The following is a 24363-nucleotide window of genomic DNA, read 5'->3' on the forward strand; positions in this document are numbered from 1 at the left end:
CTCCGGCCCGCTGCCCCCGGGTATCGCCGCGGACCGCTGGGGGCCGAGTCCGGTTAGGCCCTGTGGCGCGGGCGGGGTGCACGTCTGGGGGGTGGGCGCCGGCGCCGGACGGCGGGCCGGCGCCCGGCGCTCTGTCGCCGCGGCCCCGCCGCCGCAGCCGGTGAGCAGCAGCGGGGAGGCGAGGAGGGCGACGGCGGTTCTGCGTTGGATCATGGGTCGACCTTGGCCGACAGTTGTGTGGAAGCGGTCAGGCTCAGGTGCTGTTCGGCTTGCCCGGGGCGTACAGCCAGGTGTGGAGCAGCTCCTTCAGCGACTTCCCCGACTTCTCCTCGGCAAGCCTGACGAACTGTGCCGTCGTGGCGTGCCCGGCGCGGTGGGCGGTCGCCCAGGCGCGCAGGATCCGGAAGAAGTCCCGGTCGCCCACGGCCCGGCGCAGTTCGTGCAGGGCCATGGCGCCGCGCTGGTAGACGGGCGTGCCGAAGATATGGGCGCCGCTGCCCGGGTCGCCGGGCGGGTAGGCCCACAGGCCGTCGCTCGCGGGCCGGGCGTAGAGCGCGTCGAAGGCCTGCTGGGCGCTGCGGCCGCCGTGCTGCTCGCGGTAGAGCCACTCGGCGTAGGTGGCGAAGCCCTCGTTGAGCCAGATGTCCTTCCAGGCGGTGAGCGAGACGGAGTCGCCGAACCACTGGTGGGCGTTCTCGTGGACGAGGGTGCCGAGGCCGGGCGCGGAGTCGTAGAGCGGCCGGGTCTGGGTCTCCAGGGCGTAGCCGACGTCCGGGGCGTGGTCGACGATCGAGCCGGCGGCCCGGAACGGGTAGGGCCCGAACAGCTTGCTCTCCCACTCCAGCACGGAGGGCAGCTTCTTCAGGACGGGTGCGGCGGCGCGCGCCTCGCGGGCGTCGACGGCGTTGTACACCTGGATGCCGTCGCGGGTGGTGTACCGCTCGACCTGGAACTTCCCGATGGTGGCGGTGGCCAGGTAGGCGGCCATGGGCTGTGTCTCGCGCCAGTGGAACGTGGTCCGTCCGTGCGCGGTGCGCTCGGAGAGCAGGACGCCGCCCGCGACGGCCGTGCGCCCCTTCGGCACGGTGATCGTGATGTCGTACGACGCCTTGTCCCTGGGATGGCCGTTGGTCGGGAACCAGGTCATCGCGCCCTGCGGCTCGCCGGCGACGAACGCGCCGTCGTCGGTGGGGATCCAGCCGTCCGCCGCGCCGTCGGGGTCGGTGACCGGCTTCGGGGTGCCGTGGTAGGCGACCGTGACCCGGAACTCCTGCCCCGCTCGCAGGGCGTGGCGCGGGGTGACGACGAGTTCCTGGCCGTCGCGGCGGAAGCCGGCCTCGGTGCGGCCGACGGTGACCGCGGTGACCTTCAGGCCCGACAGGTCGAGGTCGAAGCGGGTGAGTCGCTGGGTGGCGCGGGCGGTGAGCACCGCCGTGGCGTCCAGGCGGCGGGAGGTGGTGTCGTAGCGGAGTGTCAGGTCGTAGTGCCGGACGTCGTAGCCGCCGTTGCCGCTGAGTGGGAAGTACGGGTCGCCGGCGCCCGGCGCGCCGGTGGTGGGGCCCGCGGGTGCCGCGGCGCCGAGGAGGGCCGCGACGGCGACGGGGACGGTGGCCAGGACGGCGGTGCGGTGGCGTGCGGGCTGTCTGTGGGGTGGCGTCACATGCGCTCCTCGGGGAGTGGCCGCTGATCGACTGGCCGTCAGACTAGGTGCGGCGCGGGCCCGTTCTCCCTCTTCTTCCGGTCAAGTCATGTCGCGTCGCCGGTGGGCGCGGTACACCGCAGTACGCTCGCACAACCGTCCCCGACCCGGAAGGGCCCCCGACCGTGAGCGTGCGCGTGCGCCGGATCTATGAACCGCCCGAGCCCGACGACGGCCTGCGTGTGCTGGTCGACCGGCTGTGGCCGCGCGGTCTCGCCAAGGACGCGGCGGAGATCGACGAGTGGCCCAAGGGCCTCACGCCGTCGAGCGAGCTGCGTACGTGGTACCACGGCGGTGGCTCGTACGAGGAGTTCCGCCGCCGCTACGAGGCGGAACTCGACGCGCCGGAGGCCGCCGAACTGCTCGACGGCCTCCGGAAGTCGGCGCGTGCGGGACAGGTGACGCTGCTGACGGCGTCGAAGAAGCCGGAGCAGAGCCACGCGTCCGTACTGGCGGAGTTGCTGGCGGGCTGAGTTCAGGCCGTCTGCTTCGCCGCCGCGCGCCCCGCGGCCCGCCCCGAGAAGAGGCAGCCGCCGAGGAAGGTGCCCTCCAGGGCGTTGTAGCCGTGGACACCGCCGCCGCCGAACCCGGCCACCTCGCCCGCCGCGTACAGCCCCTCGATCGGGGTGCCGTCGGTGCCGAGCGCCCGGGAGTCCAGGTCGGTCTGGATGCCGCCGAGGGTCTTGCGGGTGAGCACGTGCATCCGGACCGCGATGAGGGGGCCCGCGGCGGGATCGAGGATGCGGTGGGGAGCGGCGACCCGGCCGAGCCGGTCACCGATGTAGCGGCGGGCGTTGCGGATGCCCTGGACCTGGGAGTCCTTGCTGTAGGGGTTGGCGATCTGCAGGTCGCGGGCCTCGATCTGGCGGCGCACGTCCGCCGCGTCCAGCAGCGCCTTGCCGGTCAGGCCGTTCATCTTGTCGACCAGCTGCTCCAGGCTGCCCGCGGTGACGAAGTCGGCGCCCTTGTCGAGGAAGGCCTGCACGGGTGCGGGGGCGCCCTTGCCGAGCAGCCGGTCGCGCAGCACGGCCCTTCGGTCCTTGGCGGTGATGTCGGGGTTCTGCTCGGAGCCGGAGAGCGCGAACTCCTTCTCGATGATCTTCCGGGTGAGGATGAACCAGGAGTGGTCGTACCCGGCGATGTCCTCGGTGGTGCGCAGGTACTTGAGCGTGCCGAGGGTGTCGTAGCCGGGCAGGCAGGGGTCGGGCAGCCGGCGGCCGAGGGCGTCGAGCCAGAGGGACGAGGGGCCGGGCAGGATCCGGATGCCGTGGCCGGGCCAGACGGGGCTCCAGTTCTGCAGCCCCTCGGTGTAGTGCCACATGCGGTCGCGGTTCACGAGCCGTACGCCGGCCTCGGCGCTGATGTCGAGCATGCGGCCGTCGACGTAGGCCGGGACGCCGGTGACCATTTCGGCGGGGGCCGTGCCGAGCCGCTCGGGCCAGTAGCGGCGGACGATGTCGTGGTCGGCGCCGATGCCGCCGGTGGTCACGACGACGGCCTGGGCGGTCAGTTCGAAGTCGCCGACGCGGTCGCGGCTGGAGGCGACGCCGCGCGGGGAGTCATCGGGGGCGAGGACGGTGCCGCGCACGCCGCGTGCCGTGCCGTCCTCGACGACCAGCTCGTCCACCCGGTGGCGGTGGTGGAAGGTCAGCAGTCCGTCGCGGGCGGCCTGCCGCGCGTACCGCACGAAGGGCTCGACCACGCCGGTGCCGGTGCCCCAGGCGATGTGGAAGCGGGGCACCGAGTTGCCGTGCCCGTCCGCCCGCAGGTCGCCGCGCTCGGCCCAGCCGACGGTGGGCAGCAGCTCGATGCCGTGCCCCTGGAGCCAGGAGCGCTTCTCGCCGGCCGCGAACTCGACATAGACGCGGGCCCAGCGCACCGCCCAGGAGTCCTCGTCGGCCAGCCGGTCGAACCCGGCGCTGCCCTGCCAGTCGTTCCAGGCGAGGCCGAAGGAGTCCTTGATGCCGAGGCGGCGCTGCTCGGGTGAGTCGACGAGGAAGAGCCCGCCGAAGGACCAGAACGCCTGGCCGCCGAGGTTGGCGGCGTTCTCCTGGTCGACCAGGGCCACCCGGCGGCCCCGGCTGGTGAGTTCGTGTGCTGCGACCAGACCGGCGAGACCCGCTCCGACGACGATGACGTCCGCGTCCATGGCGTCCGTTCCTTCCTTCCGCTTGCGTCTGCTTGCGTCTGTTTCCGTCTTCGGCTCATACGGGGGAGCCGCCGCCGTCGGTCAGCAGGGCGGTGAGCAGTTGCTTGAGCCAGGTGCGGGCCGCGTCGACGTCCTTGTCCAGCAGCAGCTGGGTGGTGACGCCGTCGTAGGCCGCGACCACCGCGCGGGCGGCGCCGTCGGCATCGCCGAGCACGGCGGGCAGCTCGGTGTGGCCCCGGGCCCGGAAGAGCCGGTCCGCGATGGCCTCCCGGAGCCGGGTGCGGTGGTCGAGGAGGGCGTGGGCGACGGCCGGGTCGCGGGCCGCGTGCACGAGGAAGTCGGTCTTCACCAGCAGCCAGTCCACGTCGAGCAGCAGGACCTCGGTGACCCGGTCCACGGAGGCCGGCACGTCCAGGTCGGGTCCGTCCTGGGCGAGGGCGTCGGCGACCTGGGCGGCGATGAGGTCGGCGCGCTCCTGGTAGAGGGCGAAGAACAGTTCGTCCAGGGTGGCGAAGTTGGAGTAGAAGGCGCCCCGGCTGTAGCCGGCGGCCTCGCAGACCTCCTCGATGGAGACGTGGCCGAAGCCCTTGGCGGCGAACACCTCGAAGGCGGCGTCGAGCAGGTTGGCCCGGGTCCGCGCCCGTCGCTTGGTGACCCGCCGGGCCGCGTCCTGCGCCGTCATCACCGAAACCTCCGTCGACCCCGTTCGATACAGGAATGTATCCGATACACCGATGTATCGAAAGACCCTCCGCAATGGAACGTATTTTCGATTCAGGGGTACGCTGGACCCATGTCCACGCACCTGCAGGGCTCCCTGTTCGACCAGACCGACGAGCTGCGGCTCGGCCCGCTCGACGGGCTGCGCCGGACCGAGCTGGGCGCCGGCGCCTGGATCGACGTGCTGCCGGGCTGGCTGAGCGGGGCCGACGCGCTGTTCGAACAGCTGGCGGCGGACGTGCCGTGGCGGGCCGAGCGCCGCACGATGTACGACAACGTGGTCGCCGTACCCCGGCTGCTGGCCCACTACGGCGCGGCGGACCCGCTCCCCCACCCGGTCCTGGACGAGGCCCGCGCCGCCCTGTCCCGGCACTACGCCGAGGAGCTGGGCGAGCCGTTCACCACCGCCGGGCTGTGCTTCTACCGTGACGGCCGGGACAGCGTGGCCTGGCACGGGGACCGGATCGGACGGGGCGCCCGCGAGGACACCATGGTCGCGATCCTCTCCGTCGGCGCACCCCGGGACCTGCTGCTGCGCCCGGCCGGCGGAGGCGGCGGCACCCTGCGCCGCCCCCTCGGCCACGGCGACCTCATCGTGATGGGCGGCTCCTGCCAGCGCACCTGGGAGCACTGCGTCCCCAAGACCAGCCGGGCCACGGGCCCGCGGATCAGCATCCAGTTCCGGCCGCACGGCGTGCACTGACGTCCCGCGGGGCACGGGCACGGGGCTACCACAGCCCGCCGTACGGCACAGGCGGACACGGTCGGGACGAGCCGAAGAAGTGAATCCGCCAGGCATGCGAGGACATGCGCGATGCGCCTTGCCAGGCTGCACATCACCTGGACAAGCCTCTCCATCAGGAGTCCGAACGATGCGACAAGTGGCGGCACCGGACGGTGCGGACCTCCCCGCCCCGCTCCCGTGGGCGACCCGGGCCGGCACGGCGCCCCATGTACCGGGGCAGGTACCCGAGCTGGTCACGAACCTCACGGCACTGCTGCGCAGCATCGACGCCGAACCACTCGTGGACCGCTCGTTCACCTGGCCGGGCGGTGACGCGCCCGTCCCGCTGCGTCAGGTGCTGCATTCCCTGGGGAGCTGCGGCCTGTTCACCCGGGAGGGCCGCCCGGCGCGGGTGCGGCTCACCCCCGAGGCCCGGCACTTCCTGAAGTCGGGGGACACCAGCTACCTGATCGCGGTGCTGCACGCGCACGTCCGCTTCGTGGGAGAGGCGCTGGACGCGCTCGGCGCCGGCCTCACCCACGACGAGCTGCACCGCATCGCCGTGGACCGCTACGCGCTCAACTGGACCTCGCTCGACCAGCTGCGCCGCCGCGTGCACTGGCTGCGCGCCACCGGAATGGTCGAGTACTGGACCAACGGACAGATCGTCCCGACCGGGAAGGGCCGCGCGCTGGCGGGTCGGCTGAGCCTCTTCCGCCCCGGCCCGGACGGGACCCACCAGGCCGGTGGGCGTCCCGCCGAGCTTCCGGAGCCGCCGCGCCTGCTGGCCGAGCGGCTGGCCGGGGTCACCAAGGAGGAACTGCGCTCCCGCAAGCGCGTCCTCGGGTATATCGCGGGCGGGGCGAATCCGACGGCCCTCAGCCGGCTCGTCGACGCCGCGGCGGCCGGGGTGACCCGCGCTGAGTTCGTCCGCTTCTCCGCGGAGACCTTCGGCGTCGCGCGGTCGTCGGCGGCGCAGTCCCTGAACACCCTCCTGGGACTCGGCCTGCTGCGCCAGGTCGGAACGGACCGGTTCGTGGCCGCCCCGCCGGCGGCCGAGTGGCTGGACTCGGGCGAGGTGACGGACCTCGCCCGCCACCTGCACCTCAGCCTGTCCCTCCTGGGAGAGACCCTGGACGCGCTGGGCACCGCGAGCGACTCTCCGACGCTGACCCGGATCCTCGCCGAGCGATACCCCGACTGCCGTCTCACCCGGAAGGACGTGACGGCGCGCGTCGCGCTCCTGGTCGACACGGGGCTCGCCGAACGCATCGGGACCCGCACGCACCGGACCCCGCTCGGCACGGCCCTGGCCGGATCACTGCCCCTGCAGCGGCAGCACGAGGCCGGCGACGACGGGACGCCCGGCGAGCCGCCCACCGGGAGCCGACCCCGCCCGTCTCCCGAGCAGCTGGCGGCCGAGGTCCTGCGCACGGCCACGGACACCGCGGACCCGCAGCGGTTCGTGGACGCGCTGGCCGAGGCGTTCCGGTTCCTCGGGACGGACGTCGAGGTGGCCGGGCCGGCCGCGCCGGGCTGCCTGGTCGTCACCCTGTTCCTGTCGCCGACGATCCGGCGGCGCATCGCCGTCAGGGCCACGACCGAGACGGCCGTCCCACCGACCGGCCTGTCCTCTTTGCGTGACGACCACGAAGCCGACCAGGCCGTGCTGATCGGCCCCGGGCTCGACGCCCGGATGCTCCCGGCCGAGGACCGCCTGAGCGTGGCGGTCCTGCGGGCCGAGCAGCTCGCCGAGACCCTCGTCCTCCTCGACAGGACCCCGCTCCATCCGATTGAGGTCATCACGCTGCTGTCGGGCGCCGGTGAGGCCGCGCACGCCCGCGTCCGGGACGCGGCGCGGCGGCGCACCCAGGCCGTGGCGCTCGTGGTCGCCGCCCTGTGGAGGAGCGCGAACGACCCGGACGAGATCGCGTTCAGCGCCGGGGCGCTGGACGTCGGGCACCTCTGGCGGGAGACGAAGGCGTGCCTGAACGAGCCGCTCGGCAAGAAGGAGATCGAGGAGGCGCTCACTCTTCTCGGCAGCCCGGGCATCGCGGGCGTGGCGCGGGACGGCACCGGCCACGTGATCGCGGCACCGCCCTGTGCGATCGCCGCGCGGCTGCGGTCGCTGGCCTCCGCGATCGAGGCGGCTGCCGGGGAGACTCCCGCCTGAGCAGCGGGCCCCTGTCGCAGAGCGGCGGCGGATCTGGTTGGCTGTCCCCGACGATCCGCCGCTCAGGGCTCGGAGAGATCATGCGGGCTGATGTACACCAAGTCGCCGACGGCACCTACCTGGTGCACGGCCACAACACCAACTGGGTGATCCTCAAGGACGGCGACGCCGTCACGCTGGTGGACACCGGGTACCCCGGGGACCGGCCGGGGCTCCTGGAGTCCCTCGCGGCGGTGGGCAGTTCACCGGACGCGGTCGCCGCCGTCCTGATCACCCACGCGCACAACGACCACCTGGGCTCGGCCGAGTACCTGCGCGCCGCCCACGGCACCCCGGTCTATCTGCACCCGGCGGAAGTCCCGCACGCGCGCCGGGAGTTCCTGCAGCAGGCCGCCATCGGCGACGTCGTCCGCAACGCCTGGCGGCCCGGTGTCCTGCCCTGGACGGCGCACGTACTGCGCGTGGGCGGCCTGAAGAGCCACCCCGTCGCGGAGCCCGAGCCGTTCCCGGCCGAGGGTCCGTTCGACCTGCCGGGCCGGCCCGTCCCCGTGCACACCCCCGGTCACACCGACGGCCACTGCGTCTACCACCTGCCCGACAGAGGCATCGTGATCTCCGGGGACGCCCTGGTCAGCGGGCACGCCACCTCCCGGGTCAAGGGCCCGCAGCTGCTGCTCGACTTCTTCCACCACGAGCCCACGCGGGCGCTGGCCTCCCTGGAGCTGGTCGGCGCGCTCGACGGCGACACCCTGCTGCCGGGGCACGGGCCGGTCCACCGCGGCTCGGTGCGGGCCGCGGCCGAGCAGGCCCGGGACCGCGCGTGAGGTCGTAGCGGAACCGAGGCTCCTGGTACGGGCGTGCGGAGCCTTAGGGTTCGTGCCATGGCCTTGCAGATCAACGCCACCAACCCGGAGCATCCCGCGCTCCTGCTCGCCCTGCCCTGGGACACCCCGCTGGAGGAGTGGCCCGAGGAGTACCTCGTGCCGCTCCCCCGCGGCATCTCCCGGCACGTGGTGCGCTACGCGCACGCCGGTGACGAGGTCATCGCCGTCAAGGAACTGGCCGAACGGCCCGCGCTGCGCGAGTACGAGCTGCTGCGCGACCTGGACCGGCTCGGCATCCCCGCCGTCGACCCGCTGGCCGTGGTCACCGGCCGCACCGACCTCCCCCACGCTCGGCTCCGCTCGCGCGGGGGACCCCCATCGGCGCCCCGCTGGAACCGGTGCTGATCACCCGGCACCTGCGCGGCTCGATGCCGTACCGGTCGATGTTCGAGACGACCATGCGACCGGCGACCATGCACCGGCTGATGGACGCCCTTGCCGTGCTGCTGGTGCGCCTCCACCTGGCCGGGTTCGCCTGGGGCGACTGCTCGCTGTCCAACACCTTCTTCCGGCGGGACGCGGGCGCCTACGCGGCCTATCTGGTCGACGCCGAGACGGGCGACCTGCACCCGCGGCTCAGCCCCGGGCAGCGGGAGTACGACCTGGACCTCGCCCGCGTCAACATCAGCGGCGAGCTGCTGGACCTGGAGGCGTCCGGCGCGCTGCACCCGTCCGTCGACCCCGTCGAGTTCGGCCATGAGATCTGCACCCGCTACCAGGGGCTGTGGCAGGAGCTGACCCGCACCTCGGTGTACCCGGCGGGCAAGTACCACTACATCGAACGCCGGATCCGCCGCCTGAACGACATGGGCTTCGACGTCGCCGAGATGCAGATCGAGCACTCCGCGGGCGGTGACACGGTCACCTTCGTGCCGAAGGTCGTCGACGCCGGCCACCATCAGCGGCAGCTGCTCCGGCTGACCGGCCTGGACACCGAGGAGAACCAGGCGCGGCGGCTGCTGACCGACCTGGAGAGCTGGATGGCCACCCAGGACGACTACGCGCCCGGCGATCCCCTCGCCGCCCGCCCGGAGGTGCTGGCGCACCGCTGGGTGCGGGACGTGTTCCGGCCCACCGTGCGGGCGGTGCCGCCGGAGCTGCGCGGCTCCGTGGACCCGGCCGAGATCTACCACCAGCTGCTGGAACACCGCTGGTACCTGTCCGAGCACGCCCAGCACGACATAGGCCTCGACACCGCCGTCCGGGACTACATCGAGAACATCCTGCCCAGGGCCCGGGCCACGCTGGAGCCGACCGACCCCGAGTAGGTCACTCGTGCGGGACCACGGCCACCGGACAGCCGGCGTGGTGCAGCACGCCGTGCGCGACCGAGCCGATCCGGGCGCCGACGGCCGTACGGTGCGCCCGGCGCCCGACGACCATCAGCTGGGCCCGGCCGGCCGTCGACAGCAGCACCTGGCCGGCGCTGCCCATCTCGACGTGCTCGGCCACGGGCACCTCGGGGAACCGCTCGCGCCAGGGCTGGAGGGCGTCGGTCAGGGCCTGCTTCTCGTACGGTTCGAGGCCGCCCGCGTCGTCCAGCAGCTTGAGCGAACCGGGGCTGTAGGCGAAGACCGGCGGCAGGGTCCACGCCCGGACGGCCCGGACCGCGGCGCCGCGGGCCGCGGCCGTCTCGAACGCGAAGCGCAGCGCCGCCGCGCTGTCCTCGGGACCGCCGTGCTGGCCGACCACGACGTCCCGGCCGGCCGCCTCCGCCGCCGGCTCGTCGCCGGCGCGCACCAGGACCACGGGCCGCGAGGCCTCCGCGATCACCTGCTGGCCGACCGAGCCGAGCAGGAAGCCGAGGACGGGTCCGTGGCCGCGGGAACCGAGCACCAGCATCTCGGCCTCGGCCACAGCCCCGGCCAGCGCGTGCGCGGCTCCGCCCTCGACCACGTCGGTGGTCACCGTCAGCCCCGGATGCCGGTCGGAGACGACGCGCACGGCCTCCGACACCCCCTCCGACACCCATCCGTGCTGGGTGTCGCGGTCGGCGGTGGCGAGGGCCTCGGCGTAGCGCCATGCGTGCACCACGCGCAGCGGCAGGCCCCGGCGCACGGCCTCCCTGGCCGCCCAGTCCAGCGCGGCCAGACTCTCCTCGGTACCATCCACCCCTGCCGTGATCGGGCGTGTCATCCGTGGGCCTCCTCGTGTCGCCGCGTCACCGGTGGTACTGGTGCCCACTATCGGGCATCGGCGCGCACGGGCACGACGATCTCTTCCACGAGCCGTCGCACGGTCCCAGGGGGTAGGGGACACGCAGGCGATCAGGTCCGCGACGGCCGCGGTCGCCGGCCGGGCCGGCCGCTTCCGTATCCCGGAGCGAAGCCGGGCGAACGCACATACGATGGCTGGAAAGCGGTGCGGTGGTCCCCACGACACCGCCCCGCGGGTACCGGACCTCGGGTGGGGAGACGCATGGCACAGGCCGCCGACGCAGCGCGGACCGTCATCCTGACCGTGGACGACGACCCGGGGGTCTCCCGGGCCGTCGCCCGCGACCTCAGGCGGCGCTACGGCGAGTCGTACCGGATCGTGCGCGCGGAGTCCGGCGAGTCCGCGCTGGACGCGCTGCGCGAGCTGAAACTGCGCGGTGACCTGGTCGCGGTGATCCTCGCCGACTACCGGATGCCGCAGATGAACGGCATCGAGTTCCTGGAGCAGGCCCTCGACGTGTATCCGGGGGCCCGGCGGGTGCTGCTGACCGCGTACGCGGACACCAACGCGGCGATCGACGCGATCAACGTGGTCGATCTCGATCACTATCTGCTCAAGCCCTGGGACCCGCCGGAGGAGAAGCTCTACCCGGTCCTGGACGACCTGCTGGAGGCCTGGCGGACCAGCGATTTCCGGCCGGTGCCCAGCACCAAGGTGGTCGGGCACCGGTGGTCGGCGCGCTCCTCGGACGTGCGTGAGTTCCTCGCCCGCAACCAGGTGCCGTACCGCTGGTACTCGGTGGAGGAGCCGGAGGGGCAGCGGCTGCTGGCGGCGGCCGGGCAGGACGGGCGGCGGCTGCCGCTGGTGATCACCCCGGACGGCACCGCCCTGGTCGAGCCCGACGCTCCCGAGCTGGCCGCGCGGGTGGGTCTGGCGACGAACCCGACGGCCGACTTCTACGACCTGGTCGTGATCGGCGGCGGTCCGGCCGGGCTCGGCGCGGCCGTGTACGGGGCGTCCGAGGGCCTGAGGACCGTGCTGGTGGAGCGGTCGGCGACCGGCGGGCAGGCCGGGCAGAGCTCCCGGATCGAGAACTACCTCGGCTTCCCGGACGGGGTCTCCGGCGCCCAGCTCACCGACCGGGCGCGGCGGCAGGCCGCCAAGTTCGGCGCCGAGATTCTGAGCGCCCGTGAGGTGACGGGACTTGAGGTCAACGGCGCCGCCCGGATCGTACGGTTCGCGGACGGCTCGGCGATCGCCGCGCACAGCGTGATCCTCGCGACCGGTGTGCAGTACCGGCAGCTGGAGGCCGCGGGCTGCGTCGACCTGACCGGCTGCGGGGTGTTCTACGGCTCGGCGCTGACCGAGGCCGCCTCCTGCCAGGGGCACGACGTGTACATCGTCGGCGGTGCCAACTCGGCGGGCCAGGCGGCGATGTACCTGTCCCGGTTCGCCAAGTCGGTGACGCTGCTGGTGCGCGGCACCGACCTGTCGGCGTCGATGTCGTACTACCTGATCCAGCAGATCGGCGACGCCCCGAACATCTCGGTGCGCACGCACACGGTGGTCGACGCCGCACACGGCACCGATCGCCTGGAGCAGCTGACGCTGCGTCATGTGGGGACCGGCGAGACCGAACGGGTCGACGCCCAGTGGATGTTCGTGTTCATCGGCGCCGCCCCGCTCACCGACTGGCTGGGCGAGACGGTGCTGCGCGACGCGCGCGGCTTCATCCTGGCCGGGCCCGACCTGACCGCCGACGGACGGCCGCCGGCCGGCTGGGAGCTGGACCGGCCGCCGTACCACCTGGAGACCAGCATTCCCGGAGTGTTCGTGGCGGGCGACGCACGCGCCGAGTCCGCCAAGCGTGTCGCGTCCGCCGTCGGAGAGGGAGCCATGGCCGTCATGCTCGTCCACCGCTATCTGGAGCAGTCATGAGCGGGCAGCTCATGCCGTGCAGCCCCAAGGAGATCGGCTCGCTGTTCCTCTTCGAGAAGCTGAGCCCCGAGCAGCTGGGCCGGCTGTGCGGCGAGGGCCGCGTGGAGCGGTTCGAACCGGGCCCGGTGTACACCGAGGGCGACCCGGCCACCTGCTTCTTCGTGATGATCGAGGGCACGGTCGTGCTGTCCCGGCGGGTCGGCGGTGACGACGTGGAGGTCACCCGCACCTCGCAGCCCGGGGTGTACGCGGGCGCGATGCAGGCCTACCTCGGCGACCGGGTGCCGCAGGTCTACAACAACTCGATGCGGGTCACGGTGCCCACGCGGTTCTTCGTGGTGCCGGCGGACATCTTCGCGGACGTCATGCGCGAGTGGTTCCCGATGGCCGTGCATCTGCTGGAGGGCCTGTTCTTCGGCTCGAAGAACGCCCAGGCGACCATCGGGCAGCGGGAACGGCTGCTGGCGCTGGGCTCGTTGTCGGCGGGGCTCACGCACGAGCTGAACAACCCCGCGGCGGCCGCGGTCCGGGCCACCGCGACCCTGCGCGAGCGGGTCGCGAAGATGCGGCACAAGCTCGCTCTGATCGCCGAAGGACCCTTCTCCCGCGATGTGCTGGCGAGCCTGATCGAGATCCAGGAGCGCACCGCGGAGCGGGTGGCGAAGGCACCGGTGCTCAGCCCGCTGGAGGCCACCGACCGGGAGGACACGCTCACCGACTGGCTGGAGGACCACGGCATCGACCACGGCTGGCAGGTGGCGCCCACCTTCGTGCAGGCCGGTCTCGACGTCGACTGGCTGGAGCAGGTCGCGGCGGCGGTGGCCGAGGAGATCCTGCCCAACGCGGTGGGCTGGCTCAACTACACCATCGAGACCGAGCTGTTGATGAACGAGATCGAGGACTCCACCACCCGCATCTCGCACCTGGTCGACGCGGCCAAGCAGTACTCCCAGCTGGACCGGGCGCCGTACCGGGAGGCGGACGTGCACGAACTCCTCGACAGCACGCTGCTGATGCTGTCGGGGAAGATCGGGCCGGGCATCGAGGTCGTCAAGGAGTACGACCGCACCCTCCCGCCGGTGCCCGCCTACCCGGCGGAGCTGAACCAGGTGTGGACCAACCTCGTCGACAATGCCGTCTCGGCCATCAAGAGCAACGGCGGCCAGGGCACGTTGACCGTGCGGACGGCGCTGGACCACGAGCGGCTGCTGGTGGAGTTCCGGGACACCGGGCCCGGCGTCCCGCCCGAGATCAAGGACCGGATCTTCGACCCGTTCTTCACCACCAAGCCGGTCGGCGAGGGCACCGGGCTCGGCCTGGACATCTCCTGGCGGATCGTCGTCAACAAGCACCACGGCAGCCTGCGGGTCGAGTCGGTGCCCGGCGACACGCGCTTCCAGGTGCTGCTGCCCCTGACCGCCGAGACCCCTGACGAGGAGCCGGTATGACCGACATCGACGGAATCGATCCGCAGGTCCCGCCCAGCGGCCCGGGCTGCGTGGAGTGCGAGGAGGCCGGCGGCTGGTGGTTCCACCTGCGCCGGTGCGCGCAGTGCGGGCACATCGGCTGCTGCGACGACTCGCCCGAGAAGCACGCCACCGCCCACTACCGGGCGACCGGACACCCGGTGATCCGCAGCTTCGAGCCGGGCGAGGCCTGGTTCTGGAACTACGCCACCGAGGACTTGTACTCCTCGGGGCCCGAACTCGCTCCCCCGGTCAGCCATCCCGACGACCAGCCGGCCCCGGGTCCGGCGGGGCGGGTGCCGGAGGACTGGGCGCGCATGCTGCGCTGAGGCCGGGGGGTACGGCTGCGGCAGGGGTGTTGTCGGCGGCACGTGTCAGGATGGGGCCGTGTCACAGACCCCCTTCACCACAGCGCCGTTGATCGGCCGGGACGAGGAACTGGCCCGGCTCACGGGCGTACTGGAGCGTGCCCGGGGCGGTGCGCCGGGAGCGGTGCTGCTCGCCGGGGACGCCGGGGTCGGCAAGACCCGGCTGCTGGACGAGGTCGCCGGGCGTGCGGCGCGGGCCGGGACGACCGTGGTCACCGGGCACTGCGTGGACCTCGCGGACGTCGGCCTGCCGTATCTGCCGTTCACCGAGATCCTCGGCGTGCTCGCCGCCGACGAGCGGTTCACGGCCGTCCTGGCCGCGCATCCCGCGGTGGACCGGCTGCTCGGCGCCGGGCCGGACGCGGCCGGGGGCCCGGACCGGCGGCTGCGGCTCTTCGAGGACGTCGCCGGACTGCTGGCCGACCTGGCCGCCGTGGCCCCGCTACTGCTCGTCCTGGAGGACCTGCACTGGGCCGACCAGTCCTCCCGGGACCTGCTGCGCTTCCTGCTCAGCCGGGGCGTCCTGCACCGGCCGGGCGGCGGCGCCCCGGACCGGCGGCTCGCGGTCCTCGCCTCCTACCGCGCCGACGACCTGCACCGCCGCCACCCGCTGCGGCCCCTGCTCGCCGAGCTGGTCCGGCTCCCGGCCGTGGAGCGACTGGAGCTGCGCCCCCTGCCGGATCCCGAGGTCGCTCGGCTGGTGCGGGCCCTGGAGGACGGTCCGCTGCCCGACGCCGTCGTGCACGGCATCGTCGCCCGCGCGGAGGGCAACGCCTTCTACGCGCAGGAACTGCTCGCGGCGAGCGGCGCCCAGGCCGGCGGGGTGCCCAGCGGCCTCGCCGACCTGCTGCTCATCCGGGTCGAGCAGGTGTCCGAGACCGCCCAGCAGGTGCTGCGCACCGCGGCCGTGGCCGGGCGGCGCGTGGAGCACGCGCTGCTGCGCGAGGCGGCCGGGCTGCCCGAGGAGGCACTGGAGACGGCACTTCGGGAGGCCGTCGGCCGTCAGCTCCTCCTTCCCCGGGACGACGGCACGTACGCGTTCCGGCACGCCCTCACGCGCGAGGCGGTCTACGCCGACCTGCTGCCGGGCGAGCGGTCACGGCTGCACGGCGCGTACGCCCGGCTGCTCACGGCCCGCGGCCGGGCTCCGGAGACCGCGGCGGAGCGCGCCCACCACGCCCGGGAGAGCCACGACCGGCCCGAGGCGCTCGCGGCCTGTCTGGAGGCCGCCGACCACGCCCGACGGCTGGGCGCCCCCGCCGAGGAGCTGCGGCACCTGCAGGCCGCGCTGGACCTGTGGTCGTCGGTGCCGGCGTCCGCGCGGCCCGCCGGCGAGGAGCTGAACCAGGTCACGCTGACCCTGCGTGCCTCGGCCGCTGCGGCCCACGCCGGGGAGTTCCACTGCGCCGTCTCGCTCACCCGGGCGGCGCTCGCCGGAGTCGGCCAGAACGCCGACGGCGAGCTGGCCGCCCGGGTCCGGTACACGCTGGCCGGGAACCTGATGAACGTGGACAGCCTGCCGGCGGCGTTCCGCTACAGCAGTGAGGCGCTGGCGATGATCCCCGCCGAACCGCCGTCGCGGACCTGGGTGTGGGCGGCGGCCATGCATGTCGCGGCGGCCCGTCAGATCGGCGAGGACGAGACCGCGGTGTGCGTCGGCCGGCAGGCCCTGCGGGCCGCCGAGGAGCTGGGCATGGGCGCCGCCCAGGCGGATCTGCTGATCTCCCTGGCGATCGCCGAGGACGGCGGCCGGCGCTCCCGGGAGGGCCGCGACCGGCTGCGGCAGGCCCGGGAACTGGCCCGCACCGCCGGGAACACCACGGTGGAGCTGCGCGCGCTGTACCACCTGGCGATGAGTGCCTTCGAGGCCGGTGACCTGGCGGAGTGCCTGCCCCTGCTGACCGACGGGCTCGACCGGGCGCGCCGGGCCGGGCTGCTGTCCTCGGTGTACCCGCTGGAGGTGCGCTACCTCCAGCTGGTCGTGCTGTACACGCTGGGCCGCTGGGACGAGTGCCTGCGCGCGGCGGCCGAGGCGGCGCCCGGGCTGCCCTCGCCGGGCGGCGCCTTCGCGACCAGCCCCGCCCTGCACGTGGCGCTGGCCCGCGGCGACGAGAGCGCCGCCGACCGGGCTCGTGCGCTGCTGCGGGGCCCGTTCGACTGGATGGTCACGCTGGTCGCCGGCATCGTGCTCACCGACGCCGCCGTGTGGCACGGTGACGCGGAAGGGGCCGTCGAGCGGATACGGGAGACGGTCGCGGCCCTCAGCGACAGTACGACGAAGCGGCCGGGCGTGGCGGTGCGGCTGGCCGCGCTCGGCCTGACGGCGGTCGCCGACCGGGCCACCGAGCCGCGACGCGTGGGCGACACCGGCGGAGACCCGGCCCGCTGGACCGAGATCGGCACCGAGCTGGTGGAGCTGGCGCGGGCCACCGCCGCGCGGGGCGAGGACGGCCGGGTGCAGGGCCCGGAGGGGCAGGCGTGGCTGGCCCGCGCCGAGGCGGAGTGGGCGACGGTCGTGTCCGGGCCGGATCCGGCGGCCTGGGAGAAGGCGGTCGCCGCGTTCGGGTACGGCGATGTGTACGAGCAGGCGCGGTGCCGGCTGCGGTACGCGCGGGCCCTGCTGGCCGTGGAGCGGCGGACGGAGGCGGCGGAGCAGTGCCGGCTGGCCCGCGAGACGGCGGCCCGGCTGGGCGCGGCGCCCCTGCTGGAGCGGATCGACGCGCTGACCCTGCACGGCCGCCCGGCGTCCGACGCGGCCGGTGCGGGTGCCGCGCCGCTGACCGCGCGGGAGCGGGACGTCCTGCGTCTGCTCGCGCGGGGCCGCAGCAACCGGCAGATCGGCGAGGAGCTGTTCATCACCGGCAAGACGGCCAGTGTGCATGTCTCCAACATCCTGGCCAAGCTGGGCGCCGCGAGCCGCACGGAGGCGGTGGCGGTCGCCTACCGCCGGGGCCTGATCGCGCCGGAGCGGGCCGGCTCGGGGTGACCTCGCCCAGGGGGACCGGGTGGGCCGCCGGTCGTGGTCAGCGGGCGCAGTCCAGGCTGTCCAGGTCGACGGCGTCGGCGAGGGCCTGCATGCCCTTGTCGTTCGGGTGCAGGTGGTCGCCGCCGTCGAAGAACGGCAGGACCCGCTCGGGGTCGTAGGGGCTGCGCAGGACCCGGTCGAAGTCGGTGACGGCGTCGAAGTCCCCGCTGCCGCGCAGGAACCGGTTCACCTCCTGCCGTACGGCCTCGGCGGCCGGGTCCCACTCCGGCCAGCCCTTGAACGGGCCGACGGTGGCGACGACCACGCACGTGCCCGCCGCGTGCGCCCGCCGGGCGACCTCGCGGTAGCCGTCGATCAGATCGGCCGCCGTGACACCGGTGTCGGCCTTGAGGTCGTTGACGCCCTCGAAGAGGAACACGGTCCGCACGCCGGGCTGGGAGAGGACGTCCCGGTCCAGCCGGTGCAGCGCGGCCTGCCCGGCGCCGTCCGCGAGGACCTTGTTGCCCGAGATGCCCTCGTTGGCCACGCCCCGGACGGCCGTGCCGGCCCCTTCGAGGCGCCGGGCGAGGTAGTCGGGCCAGCGGCGGTCGAGGTCGGTGGTGGACTGCCGGCCGTCGGTGACGGAGTCGCCGAGCGCGACCACGGCACCGACGGCCGGGCGGGCGGGCCGTACGGCGACGGAGTCGATGTACCACCAGGAGCCGGTAGTCCGTGTCCAGTTGGCACCGCTCTCCTCGGCGGTGTGGTCGCCCTGGCCGGTGTACGACGTCTGCATCGCCATCCAGTGACCGGTGGCCGGGCCGGCCGCGTCCGGGGTGCGCAGGCTGACGACCAGGTCGGTGCCGGCCGGTATCCGGCCGGGCAGCGGATCGCTCCAGGCGACGGCTCCCGCCGGGACGGTGACCGTACGGGCGCCGCCGAACGTGAGCGGCCGGTTGCTGCCCGGCCGCAGGGCGGCGCCCTGGTCGCGCAGGCCGGCGTGGACTCTGTCCAGGGTCAGCGGCCGGTCGCCGAAGGCGTTGGTGAAGCGGACGCGCAGATCGCTGCCGCCGACGCTGGTACGGACGACGAGCCGGTAGCCCTGGCCGGCCGTGCCCTCGCCCAGGCGGTCGGCGCTCGCCGCCCAGGTGACCACACCGGAGGCCCGGGCGACGGAGTCGGGCGGGGCGGCGGCGCGTGCGGACTGGCAGGCGACGGCGGTGAGAAGGGCGGCGGCGGCGCGGCAGCAGCGCCCTGTTCGGCCGGTCACCGGGCGAAGTCCCGGAGCGTGACGGTCTCGCCGGGTTGCACGCGGACCGTCCGGAACACACCTTCGTATCCCACGGAGGTCATGGTCCCGCCGACGCTGCGGATCCGCACCTCGGTGGGTCTTCCGTCCCGCCGGTCCAGGTCCACGAGGCCCCGGCCCCGCTCGACCTCGTAGATGTCGAACAGGTTGGGTGCGGTGCCGTTGCCGCCACCGGTCGACGGGCGCAGGTTGGTCACGATGAGCTGGTACGCCTTGTCGGGGTTCTTCAAACGCGCCCAGCACAGGGCGCGCCAGGCGTTGGCCCAGCCGAAGCTGTTCGCGACGGTGCGGGCGTGGTCGGGGTCGCGGCCCAACGTGGTCGCCGCGGAGCCCTTGGCGTCGAACGGGCCCTGTTCCGGTGACCAGTCGCTGTCGGCGATGGCCCCCGCACGCACCCGGACATGCGGATGCCCCGCGCGAGGCGGGGCATCCGGTGGTGCTGGCGTGTGCCGGCGTCCGTCAGTGGGCGCGCGGCGTGTTGGCGGCGGTCACGTTGACCGCGGCCCACGACTTGTCCACGGTCTTGTACTCGGTGCTGTTCGCGCCGTACAGGTCCTTGGCCGCCTTCAGCGTCGCGATGCGCGCCTGGTGGAAGTCGGTCGTGGAGACCATGTAGCGGGTGAGCGCACGGTAGTAGATGGCGGTCGCCTTGGTGCGGCCGATGCCCTTGACCGTGATGTTGTGGTACGTCGGCGAGTTGTAGTTCACGCCGTTGATCGTCTTCTTGCCGCTGCCCTCGGCGAGGAGGTAGTAGGCGTGCGAGGAGACACCGGAACCGGCGTGCACCTCGGTGTAGTAGGTGTCCGACGACCAGTAGTCGATCGTGCCCTCAAGCTTGTCGAGGGACGGGTGGTCCAGGCGGCGCAGGAACTTCTGCGCGAGGCCCAGCTTCTCACCGACCAGGTAGTCCGGCGTGTCCTTCGTGTTCTTGGCGTAGAACTCGACGTTCGAGCCGAAGATGTCCGCGAGCGACTCGTTCAGCGAGCCCGGCTCGCCGTACTGGTTGCCGTCGGAGTCGACGAAGGTCGGCTGCAGGTTGGCGGTCGCCTCGACCACGCCGTGGGTCAGCTCGTGACCGGTGACGTCGAGGACGACGAGCGGCTTCTTGAACATCTGGCCGTCGCCGTCGCCGTACAGCATGCAGTTGCAGGTGGGGTCCCAGAAGGCGTTGGCGACCTTGTTGCCCCAGTGCACCATCGCCTGCGCGGGCTTGCTGTTGTTGGCGATGCCCTTGCGCTTGAACGTGGACTTGTAGAAGTCCAGCGTCTTGGTGATGCCGTACTGGGCGTCGGCGGCGGCGCTGACCCGGCTGGTGGTCTTGCCGTTGCCCCACACGTTGGTGGTGTTGGTCAGCTTCGAACCGGCGCTGAACTTCTCCGTGTACGAGCCCTTGGCGTCCCGCGTCTCGGTGCCGTACCGGTTCGGGTCCTTGAGCTGGTAGTGGCCGCGCGAGGTCTGCGTGGTGGTGAGGCCGACGGTGCCCACGAAGAGGGTCTTGCCGGTGCCCTTGGCGGCCGACGGGTAGGCCGCCGCGCCGGAGGCGCCCGAGCCGAGCAGGCCGGACCCGGTGGAGGCGGAGCCGATGCCGGTGGCCGGGTCGACGGTCTCGCCGCGCTCGCGCAGGGCGTCGAGCAGCTTCGGCGACAGGAACTCGTCCCGGGTGGGCGTGTTGCTGCGCACCTTGCCGGTGACGGCGTCCACGACGACCGTGCTCGAGTTGTCCTTGTCGGTGACGGTCACCTGGTAGGCGAGGGCGGAGGCGCCACCGCGGGCGTCCACCACGAGCTGGGCGCTGCTCGCGTCGCCCTTGGCCGCCTCGGCGGCCTTGGCGGCGGCCTGGGCCGCGGTCAGCTTGGCCTGGCCGGCCGGCTTGACGGCGTGGCCGGCCGCGCGGGTCACGCCCGTGTAGGCCAGCTTGCCGTCGAGGTGGACGATGAGGTCGCCACCGAGCACCGGCAGGTCGTTGTGCGTGCGGACGAATCGGACGTGCCGAGCACCCTCGGGGTCGATCATGACGTCCTGGGCGTGCAGCTCGTCGCCCTTGGAGACGCCGGTCGCCGAGGCGTGCGCGAAGGCCGCGGTGCGCGCCGCCTCCACCACCACCGTGGCGTTCGAGGCGGTGGAGGCGGCGGACCGCTCCACTCCTGCGGAGGGACCCGCGAAGGCCGTACCGGCCAGGCCCGTGGCAGCCGTCGTCACCGCGACGGCGACCGCCACGGTGCGTATGTGCGGTCTACGCAATCTGATCAGGGTTCCTTCGTTCACAGGCGGCAGGTGATGAACCAACCGCCTTGAGGCGTGGCACAGTTGGGCGCCACGGGAGCCGGTTCGGCTCCGGGGGTAACCCTTGCGGATCAGTCATGGGCACGTAAAGCCGGAATGATCCATTTCGCGAACTTCTATGGCAATCCTTTACGAATGGGAGCCACAGGGTGATCACGAGATGACCAACTGTGTGTCGGCTGTGGAGACGTTGCCTCAATCCCCTAGGTTCCCAGGGCGGAATGTGACCGATATCGCATCAGAAACCGGACGACGGGAGTGGGTAGGGGATGGTCTCAGCAACGGTGGGGCGGGGAGCGGTCCTCGGGGCGGTCGCGCTGTCGCTTCTCGCGGTCCCGGCGCAGGCCGCGACCGGAGGGCCGGACACCCCGGCGGCAGCGGCACTTGCGGCGCCGGACACCGCCGGACTGGCCGCGGTGCTGCGGTCGGCGGTGGCCCAGGGCGCACCGGGGGCGCTGGCCCGGATCGACGACAACGGCCGGACATACCAGGCCACACAGGGCATCGCCGACCGTGCCACCGGGCGGGCCATCACGACCGGCGACCGGTTCCGGGTCGGCAGCGTCACCAAGTCCTTCTCGGCTGTGGTGCTGCTCCAGCTCGTCGACGAGCACCGGCTCTCGCTCGACGCGCCGGTCAACCGCTACCTGCCGCAGCTGCTGCCGGACGACCGGATCACGGTCCGCCATGTGCTGAGCCACCGCAGCGGTCTCTACGACTACTCGGACGACATGTTCGCCGACAGCGTCGCCGGCTTCGAGGCGGTCCGGAAGCGGGTCTTCACCTACCGGCAGCTGGTCGACCTCTCCCTGAAGAAGCCCCGCACCAACGCGCCGGGGGCCGCCTACGCGTACTCCAACACCAACTTCGTCGTCGCCGGCCTGCTCATCGAGAAGCTCACCGGGCAGTCCGTGCAGACGGCGTACCAGAAGCGCATCATCGAGCCGCTGAAGCTGGGTGACACGTTCTACGTGCACCCGGACACGGCCATTCCGGGACGGTACGCCCGTGGGTACCTGACTCCGGACAAGGCGGGCGACCCGCTGGTCGACGCGACCGCGCAGACCGTGTCCTGGGCGCAGAGCGCGGGCGCGATCATCTCCAGCGCACGGGACCTCGACACCTTCTACAGCGCCCTGCTCAAGGGCAGGCTGATGTCCCCCGCGCGGCTCGCGGAGATGGAGCGCTTCACGAAGGTCAGCGACACGACGGCGTACGGGCTCGGTCTGCGGCGCCGCGACCTGTCCTGCGGGGTGTCGGTGTACGGGCACACCGGGGCGGTGCAGGGGTACTACACGTACGCGTTCAGCACGAAGGACGGGGGGCGCAGTCTCACGGCCGTGGCCAACACGTCCAACAACGCGAAGGTGCTCGACACGATGGCCGGGGCGCTGGAGTCGGCGTTCTGCGGGAAGCCGAAGGGCGGGACGAAGGCGGAGGCGAAGCCGCTCCGGGAACCCACCGACATGTGACCGGCGTTGTACGGGGCATGGGCGAACTCGTTCCCGGGGGCAACGCGGCCCTGCCCTCCGGTGTGGTGCGGCTCCGGGTGGCCGGTGCCTTCGACGTGTCCGCCCTGGTCACCGGGGCCGACGGGAGGGTCGCCGGCGACGCCGACTTCGTGTTCTACAACCAGCCCGACGCGCCCGGCGTCCGGCTGCGCGGGGACACCCTGGCCGTCGATCCGGCCCGGCTGCGCGGTGGCGCGTGCCGGGTCACGGTCGTGGTGAGCGCGGCCGAGCCCGGCACGCCGCTCGGCCGGCTGCCCGCGCCCCGGCTCGACGTCACCGACGGCGCCGGCCGTACGGTCGCCCGGTTCGCGCCTCCCCGGCCGGGCCCGGAGACCGTGCTGCTGCTCGCCGAGCTGTACCTCCGTCCGGGCGTCGGCTGGAAGCTGCGGGCGGTGGGGCAGGGGTACGCGGACGGACTGGCGGGGCTCGCCCGGGACTTCGGTGTGGACATATCCGACGACGGTGGCCGGACGGCGGCGGCAGCCGCCCCTCGGACAGCGGTGCCGTGCGCGTCCGACGACTTCGCCCGCCTGGTCAACGCCGCCCGGGCCCGCGCCGGTTCCCCGCCCGTCGTACCGGACCCGCGTCTGGCCGCCGCCGCGCGGGCGCACGCCCGGGCCATGGCGGACGCCGGGCGGCTCGGCGGGGAGGGACCGGACGGCGTGTCCGTGCACCAGCGGATCTCGGCCGCCGGATACGCGTACCTCACCGTCGGCGAGCACCTCGTCTCCGGGCCGCGCACCCCGGCCGGCTTCGTGGACCACTGCCTGGGCGCGGAGCGGGCCCGGCGCACCCTGCTCGACCCGGCCTTCCGGCATGCCGCGCTGGCCCACGCCGACGCGGGCGACCGGTACTGGACCGCGCTGTGGGCCGCACCCCTCACACCGGACGGCCTCACGCGCACGGCCGCCGAGGTCCTCGCGCTCACCAACGCCGAGCGCGGCCGGGCCGGGCTGCCCGCGCTGGCGACGGATCCGCTGCTGACGGCCGCCGCGCAGGCCCACTGCGCGGACATGGTGGCCCGGGACTTCTACGCGCACACCTCGCCCGACGGCGGCGAACCCTGGGACCGGGCCGCCGCCGCGGGGGCCCGGCGGCGCACGATCGGCGAGAACATAGCCTGCGGCCAGCGATCCCCCGCCGAGGTCGTGGAGGGCTGGATGAACAGCCCCGGCCATCGCGCCAACATCCTCGGACGGGAGTTCACCCACCTCGGCGTCGGCTTCGCGGGCGGCGGCCGGGCGGGCACGTACTGGACCCAGCTGTTCGGTGGCTGAACCGGTACGTTCCGCGATCTTGGCGGAATGCCATCGTCCGGGACACCATGCCCCGCATGAAGGGTGATCTCTTTTCCAGTCAGCACGTGGTGCAGCCGGCCGTGGAGCCGGGCATGTCCGTCGAGAACGCCAAGTGCATCAAGTACGCGGTGAACGGCGAGATGCACGCCCGGCAGGGCGCGATGGTCGCCTACCGCGGCGACCTGAAGTTCGAGCGCAAGGGGCAGGGCGTCGGCGGCATGCTCAAGCGTGCGGTCACCGGTGAGGGACTGCCCCTCATGGCGGTGCGCGGGCAGGGCGAGGCCTGGTTCGCGCACGAGGCGCAGAACTGCTTCATCGTCGAGGTCGAGCACGGTGACCAGTTCACCGTCAACGGCCGCAACGTCCTGTGCTTCGACGCCTCGCTGTCGTACGAGATCAAGACGGTGAAGGGGTCCGGCATCGCGGGCGGCGGCCTGTTCAACAGCGTGTTCAGCGGGCAGGGCCGGCTCGGTCTGGTCTGCGAGGGCAACCCGCTGGTCATACCGGTGTCCGCGCAGGCGCCGGTGTACGTCGACACGGACGCGGTGGTGGGCTGGACCGCGCAGTTGCAGACCTCGCTGCACCGCTCGCAGTCCATCGGCTCGATGCTGCGCGGCGGTTCCGGCGAGGCCGTGCAGCTGATGCTGCAGGGCGAGGGCCATGTGGTGGTGCGGCCCAGCGAGGTGACGCCGCAGAAGGACCAGCACTGATCCTTCACA

17 protein-coding genes and 2 pseudogenes are annotated in these 24363 nt (G+C 73.2%); 12 read left to right on the forward strand and 7 right to left on the reverse strand.

The window, feature by feature from the left end:
- Positions 1–253: 253 nt before the first annotated feature.
- Positions 254–1660: a M1 family metallopeptidase gene (locus ABZ937_RS11995; protein ID WP_361689471.1), complete on the reverse strand. Its 1407-nt coding sequence runs from the start codon at positions 1658–1660 to the stop codon at positions 254–256.
- Positions 1661–1824: 164 nt separating this feature from the next.
- Here ABZ937_RS11995 and ABZ937_RS12000 point away from each other — a divergent pair, with 164 nt between their 5' ends.
- The gene (locus tag ABZ937_RS12000; protein ID WP_361689474.1) at positions 1825–2172 is read left to right on the forward strand and encodes a DUF488 family protein; all 348 of its coding nucleotides are present in this window, start codon (positions 1825–1827) and stop codon (positions 2170–2172) included.
- Between the two features lie 2 nt (positions 2173–2174).
- Here the strand turns inward: ABZ937_RS12000 and ABZ937_RS12005 are convergent, their stop codons facing one another.
- Both ABZ937_RS12005 and ABZ937_RS12010 read right to left on the reverse strand, forming a co-directional pair.
- Positions 2175–3848, reverse strand: a complete 1674-nt coding sequence (locus ABZ937_RS12005; RefSeq protein WP_361689477.1) for an FAD-binding dehydrogenase — start codon at positions 3846–3848, stop codon at positions 2175–2177.
- A gap of 55 nt (positions 3849–3903) precedes the next feature.
- The gene (locus tag ABZ937_RS12010; protein WP_361689480.1) at positions 3904–4530 is read right to left on the reverse strand and encodes a TetR/AcrR family transcriptional regulator; all 627 of its coding nucleotides are present in this window, start codon (positions 4528–4530) and stop codon (positions 3904–3906) included.
- 111 nt (positions 4531–4641) lie between these two features.
- Here ABZ937_RS12010 and ABZ937_RS12015 point away from each other — a divergent pair, with 111 nt between their 5' ends.
- From ABZ937_RS12015 to ABZ937_RS12030, 4 genes and pseudogenes are all read left to right on the forward strand, one after another.
- Positions 4642–5271, forward strand: a complete 630-nt coding sequence (locus ABZ937_RS12015) for an alpha-ketoglutarate-dependent dioxygenase AlkB (protein ID WP_361689483.1) — start codon at positions 4642–4644, stop codon at positions 5269–5271.
- 169 nt (positions 5272–5440) lie between these two features.
- Complete coding sequence (locus ABZ937_RS12020; RefSeq protein ID WP_361689486.1) at positions 5441–7465, forward strand: hypothetical protein; 2025 nt, start codon at positions 5441–5443, stop codon at positions 7463–7465.
- A gap of 80 nt (positions 7466–7545) precedes the next feature.
- The gene (locus ABZ937_RS12025; protein WP_361689489.1) at positions 7546–8289 is read left to right on the forward strand and encodes an MBL fold metallo-hydrolase; all 744 of its coding nucleotides are present in this window, start codon (positions 7546–7548) and stop codon (positions 8287–8289) included.
- Between the two features lie 57 nt (positions 8290–8346).
- A pseudogene (locus ABZ937_RS12030) lies at positions 8347–9617 on the forward strand (DUF4032 domain-containing protein).
- Position 9618: 1 nt separating this feature from the next.
- Here the strand turns inward: ABZ937_RS12030 and ABZ937_RS12035 are convergent.
- Positions 9619–10485, reverse strand: coding sequence for a universal stress protein (locus tag ABZ937_RS12035; protein WP_361689492.1), 867 nt, complete (start codon positions 10483–10485; stop codon positions 9619–9621).
- Between the two features lie 282 nt (positions 10486–10767).
- Here ABZ937_RS12035 and ABZ937_RS12040 point away from each other — a divergent pair, with 282 nt between their 5' ends.
- The 4 genes from ABZ937_RS12040 to ABZ937_RS12055 are packed head-to-tail and all read left to right on the forward strand — an operon-like array spanning position 10768 to position 17264.
- Complete coding sequence (locus ABZ937_RS12040) at positions 10768–12444, forward strand: FAD-dependent oxidoreductase (protein ID WP_361689495.1); 1677 nt, start codon at positions 10768–10770, stop codon at positions 12442–12444.
- Positions 12441–13892 carry an ATP-binding protein gene (locus ABZ937_RS12045; protein WP_361689498.1) on the forward strand — a complete coding sequence of 484 codons (1452 nt, stop codon included), beginning with the start codon at positions 12441–12443 and terminating at the stop codon, positions 13890–13892. Before ABZ937_RS12040 ends, ABZ937_RS12045 begins: the two co-directional genes overlap by 4 nt.
- Positions 13889–14239, forward strand: coding sequence for a UBP-type zinc finger domain-containing protein (locus ABZ937_RS12050; protein WP_361689501.1), 351 nt, complete (start codon positions 13889–13891; stop codon positions 14237–14239). The genes ABZ937_RS12045 and ABZ937_RS12050 overlap by 4 nt, the downstream gene beginning before the upstream one ends.
- Before the next feature lie 58 nt (positions 14240–14297).
- Positions 14298–17264, forward strand: coding sequence for an AAA family ATPase (locus tag ABZ937_RS12055; RefSeq protein ID WP_361689504.1), 2967 nt, complete (start codon positions 14298–14300; stop codon positions 17262–17264).
- A 37-nt stretch (positions 17265–17301) separates the two neighbouring features.
- On the opposite strand, the gene ABZ937_RS12060 is transcribed toward ABZ937_RS12055, so the two are convergent.
- The 3 genes and pseudogenes from ABZ937_RS12060 to ABZ937_RS12070 all read right to left on the reverse strand — a co-directional run bounded on the left by ABZ937_RS12060 (position 17302) and on the right by ABZ937_RS12070 (position 20793).
- Positions 17302–18513 carry an SGNH/GDSL hydrolase family protein gene (locus ABZ937_RS12060; protein WP_361689507.1) on the reverse strand — a complete coding sequence of 404 codons (1212 nt, stop codon included), beginning with the start codon at positions 18511–18513 and terminating at the stop codon, positions 17302–17304.
- Positions 18510–18929: pseudogene (locus ABZ937_RS12065) on the reverse strand (glycoside hydrolase family 95 protein); the annotation flags it as partial. The pseudogene ABZ937_RS12065 and the gene ABZ937_RS12060, both read right to left, overlap by 4 nt.
- An 82-nt stretch (positions 18930–19011) precedes the next feature.
- Entirely contained in the window at positions 19012–20793 is a 1782-nt protein-coding gene (locus ABZ937_RS12070; RefSeq protein ID WP_361689510.1) for a M4 family metallopeptidase, read from the reverse strand.
- A gap of 311 nt (positions 20794–21104) precedes the next feature.
- Here ABZ937_RS12070 and ABZ937_RS12075 point away from each other — a divergent pair, with 311 nt between their 5' ends.
- From ABZ937_RS12075 to ABZ937_RS12085, 3 genes are read left to right on the forward strand one after another with little or no spacing between them, the layout of a single operon-like run.
- Positions 21105–22307 carry a serine hydrolase domain-containing protein gene (locus tag ABZ937_RS12075; RefSeq protein WP_361689513.1) on the forward strand — a complete coding sequence of 401 codons (1203 nt, stop codon included), beginning with the start codon at positions 21105–21107 and terminating at the stop codon, positions 22305–22307.
- Positions 22308–22324: 17 nt separating this feature from the next.
- The gene (locus ABZ937_RS12080) at positions 22325–23623 is read left to right on the forward strand and encodes a CAP domain-containing protein (protein WP_361690158.1); all 1299 of its coding nucleotides are present in this window, start codon (positions 22325–22327) and stop codon (positions 23621–23623) included.
- Between the two features lie 56 nt (positions 23624–23679).
- Complete coding sequence (locus ABZ937_RS12085) at positions 23680–24354, forward strand: AIM24 family protein (protein WP_361689516.1); 675 nt, start codon at positions 23680–23682, stop codon at positions 24352–24354.
- Positions 24355–24363: the final 9 nt, after the last annotated feature.

This window comes from Streptomyces sp. NPDC046727, assembly GCF_040645635.1.
Taxonomy (GTDB): domain Bacteria; phylum Actinomycetota; class Actinomycetes; order Streptomycetales; family Streptomycetaceae; genus Streptomyces.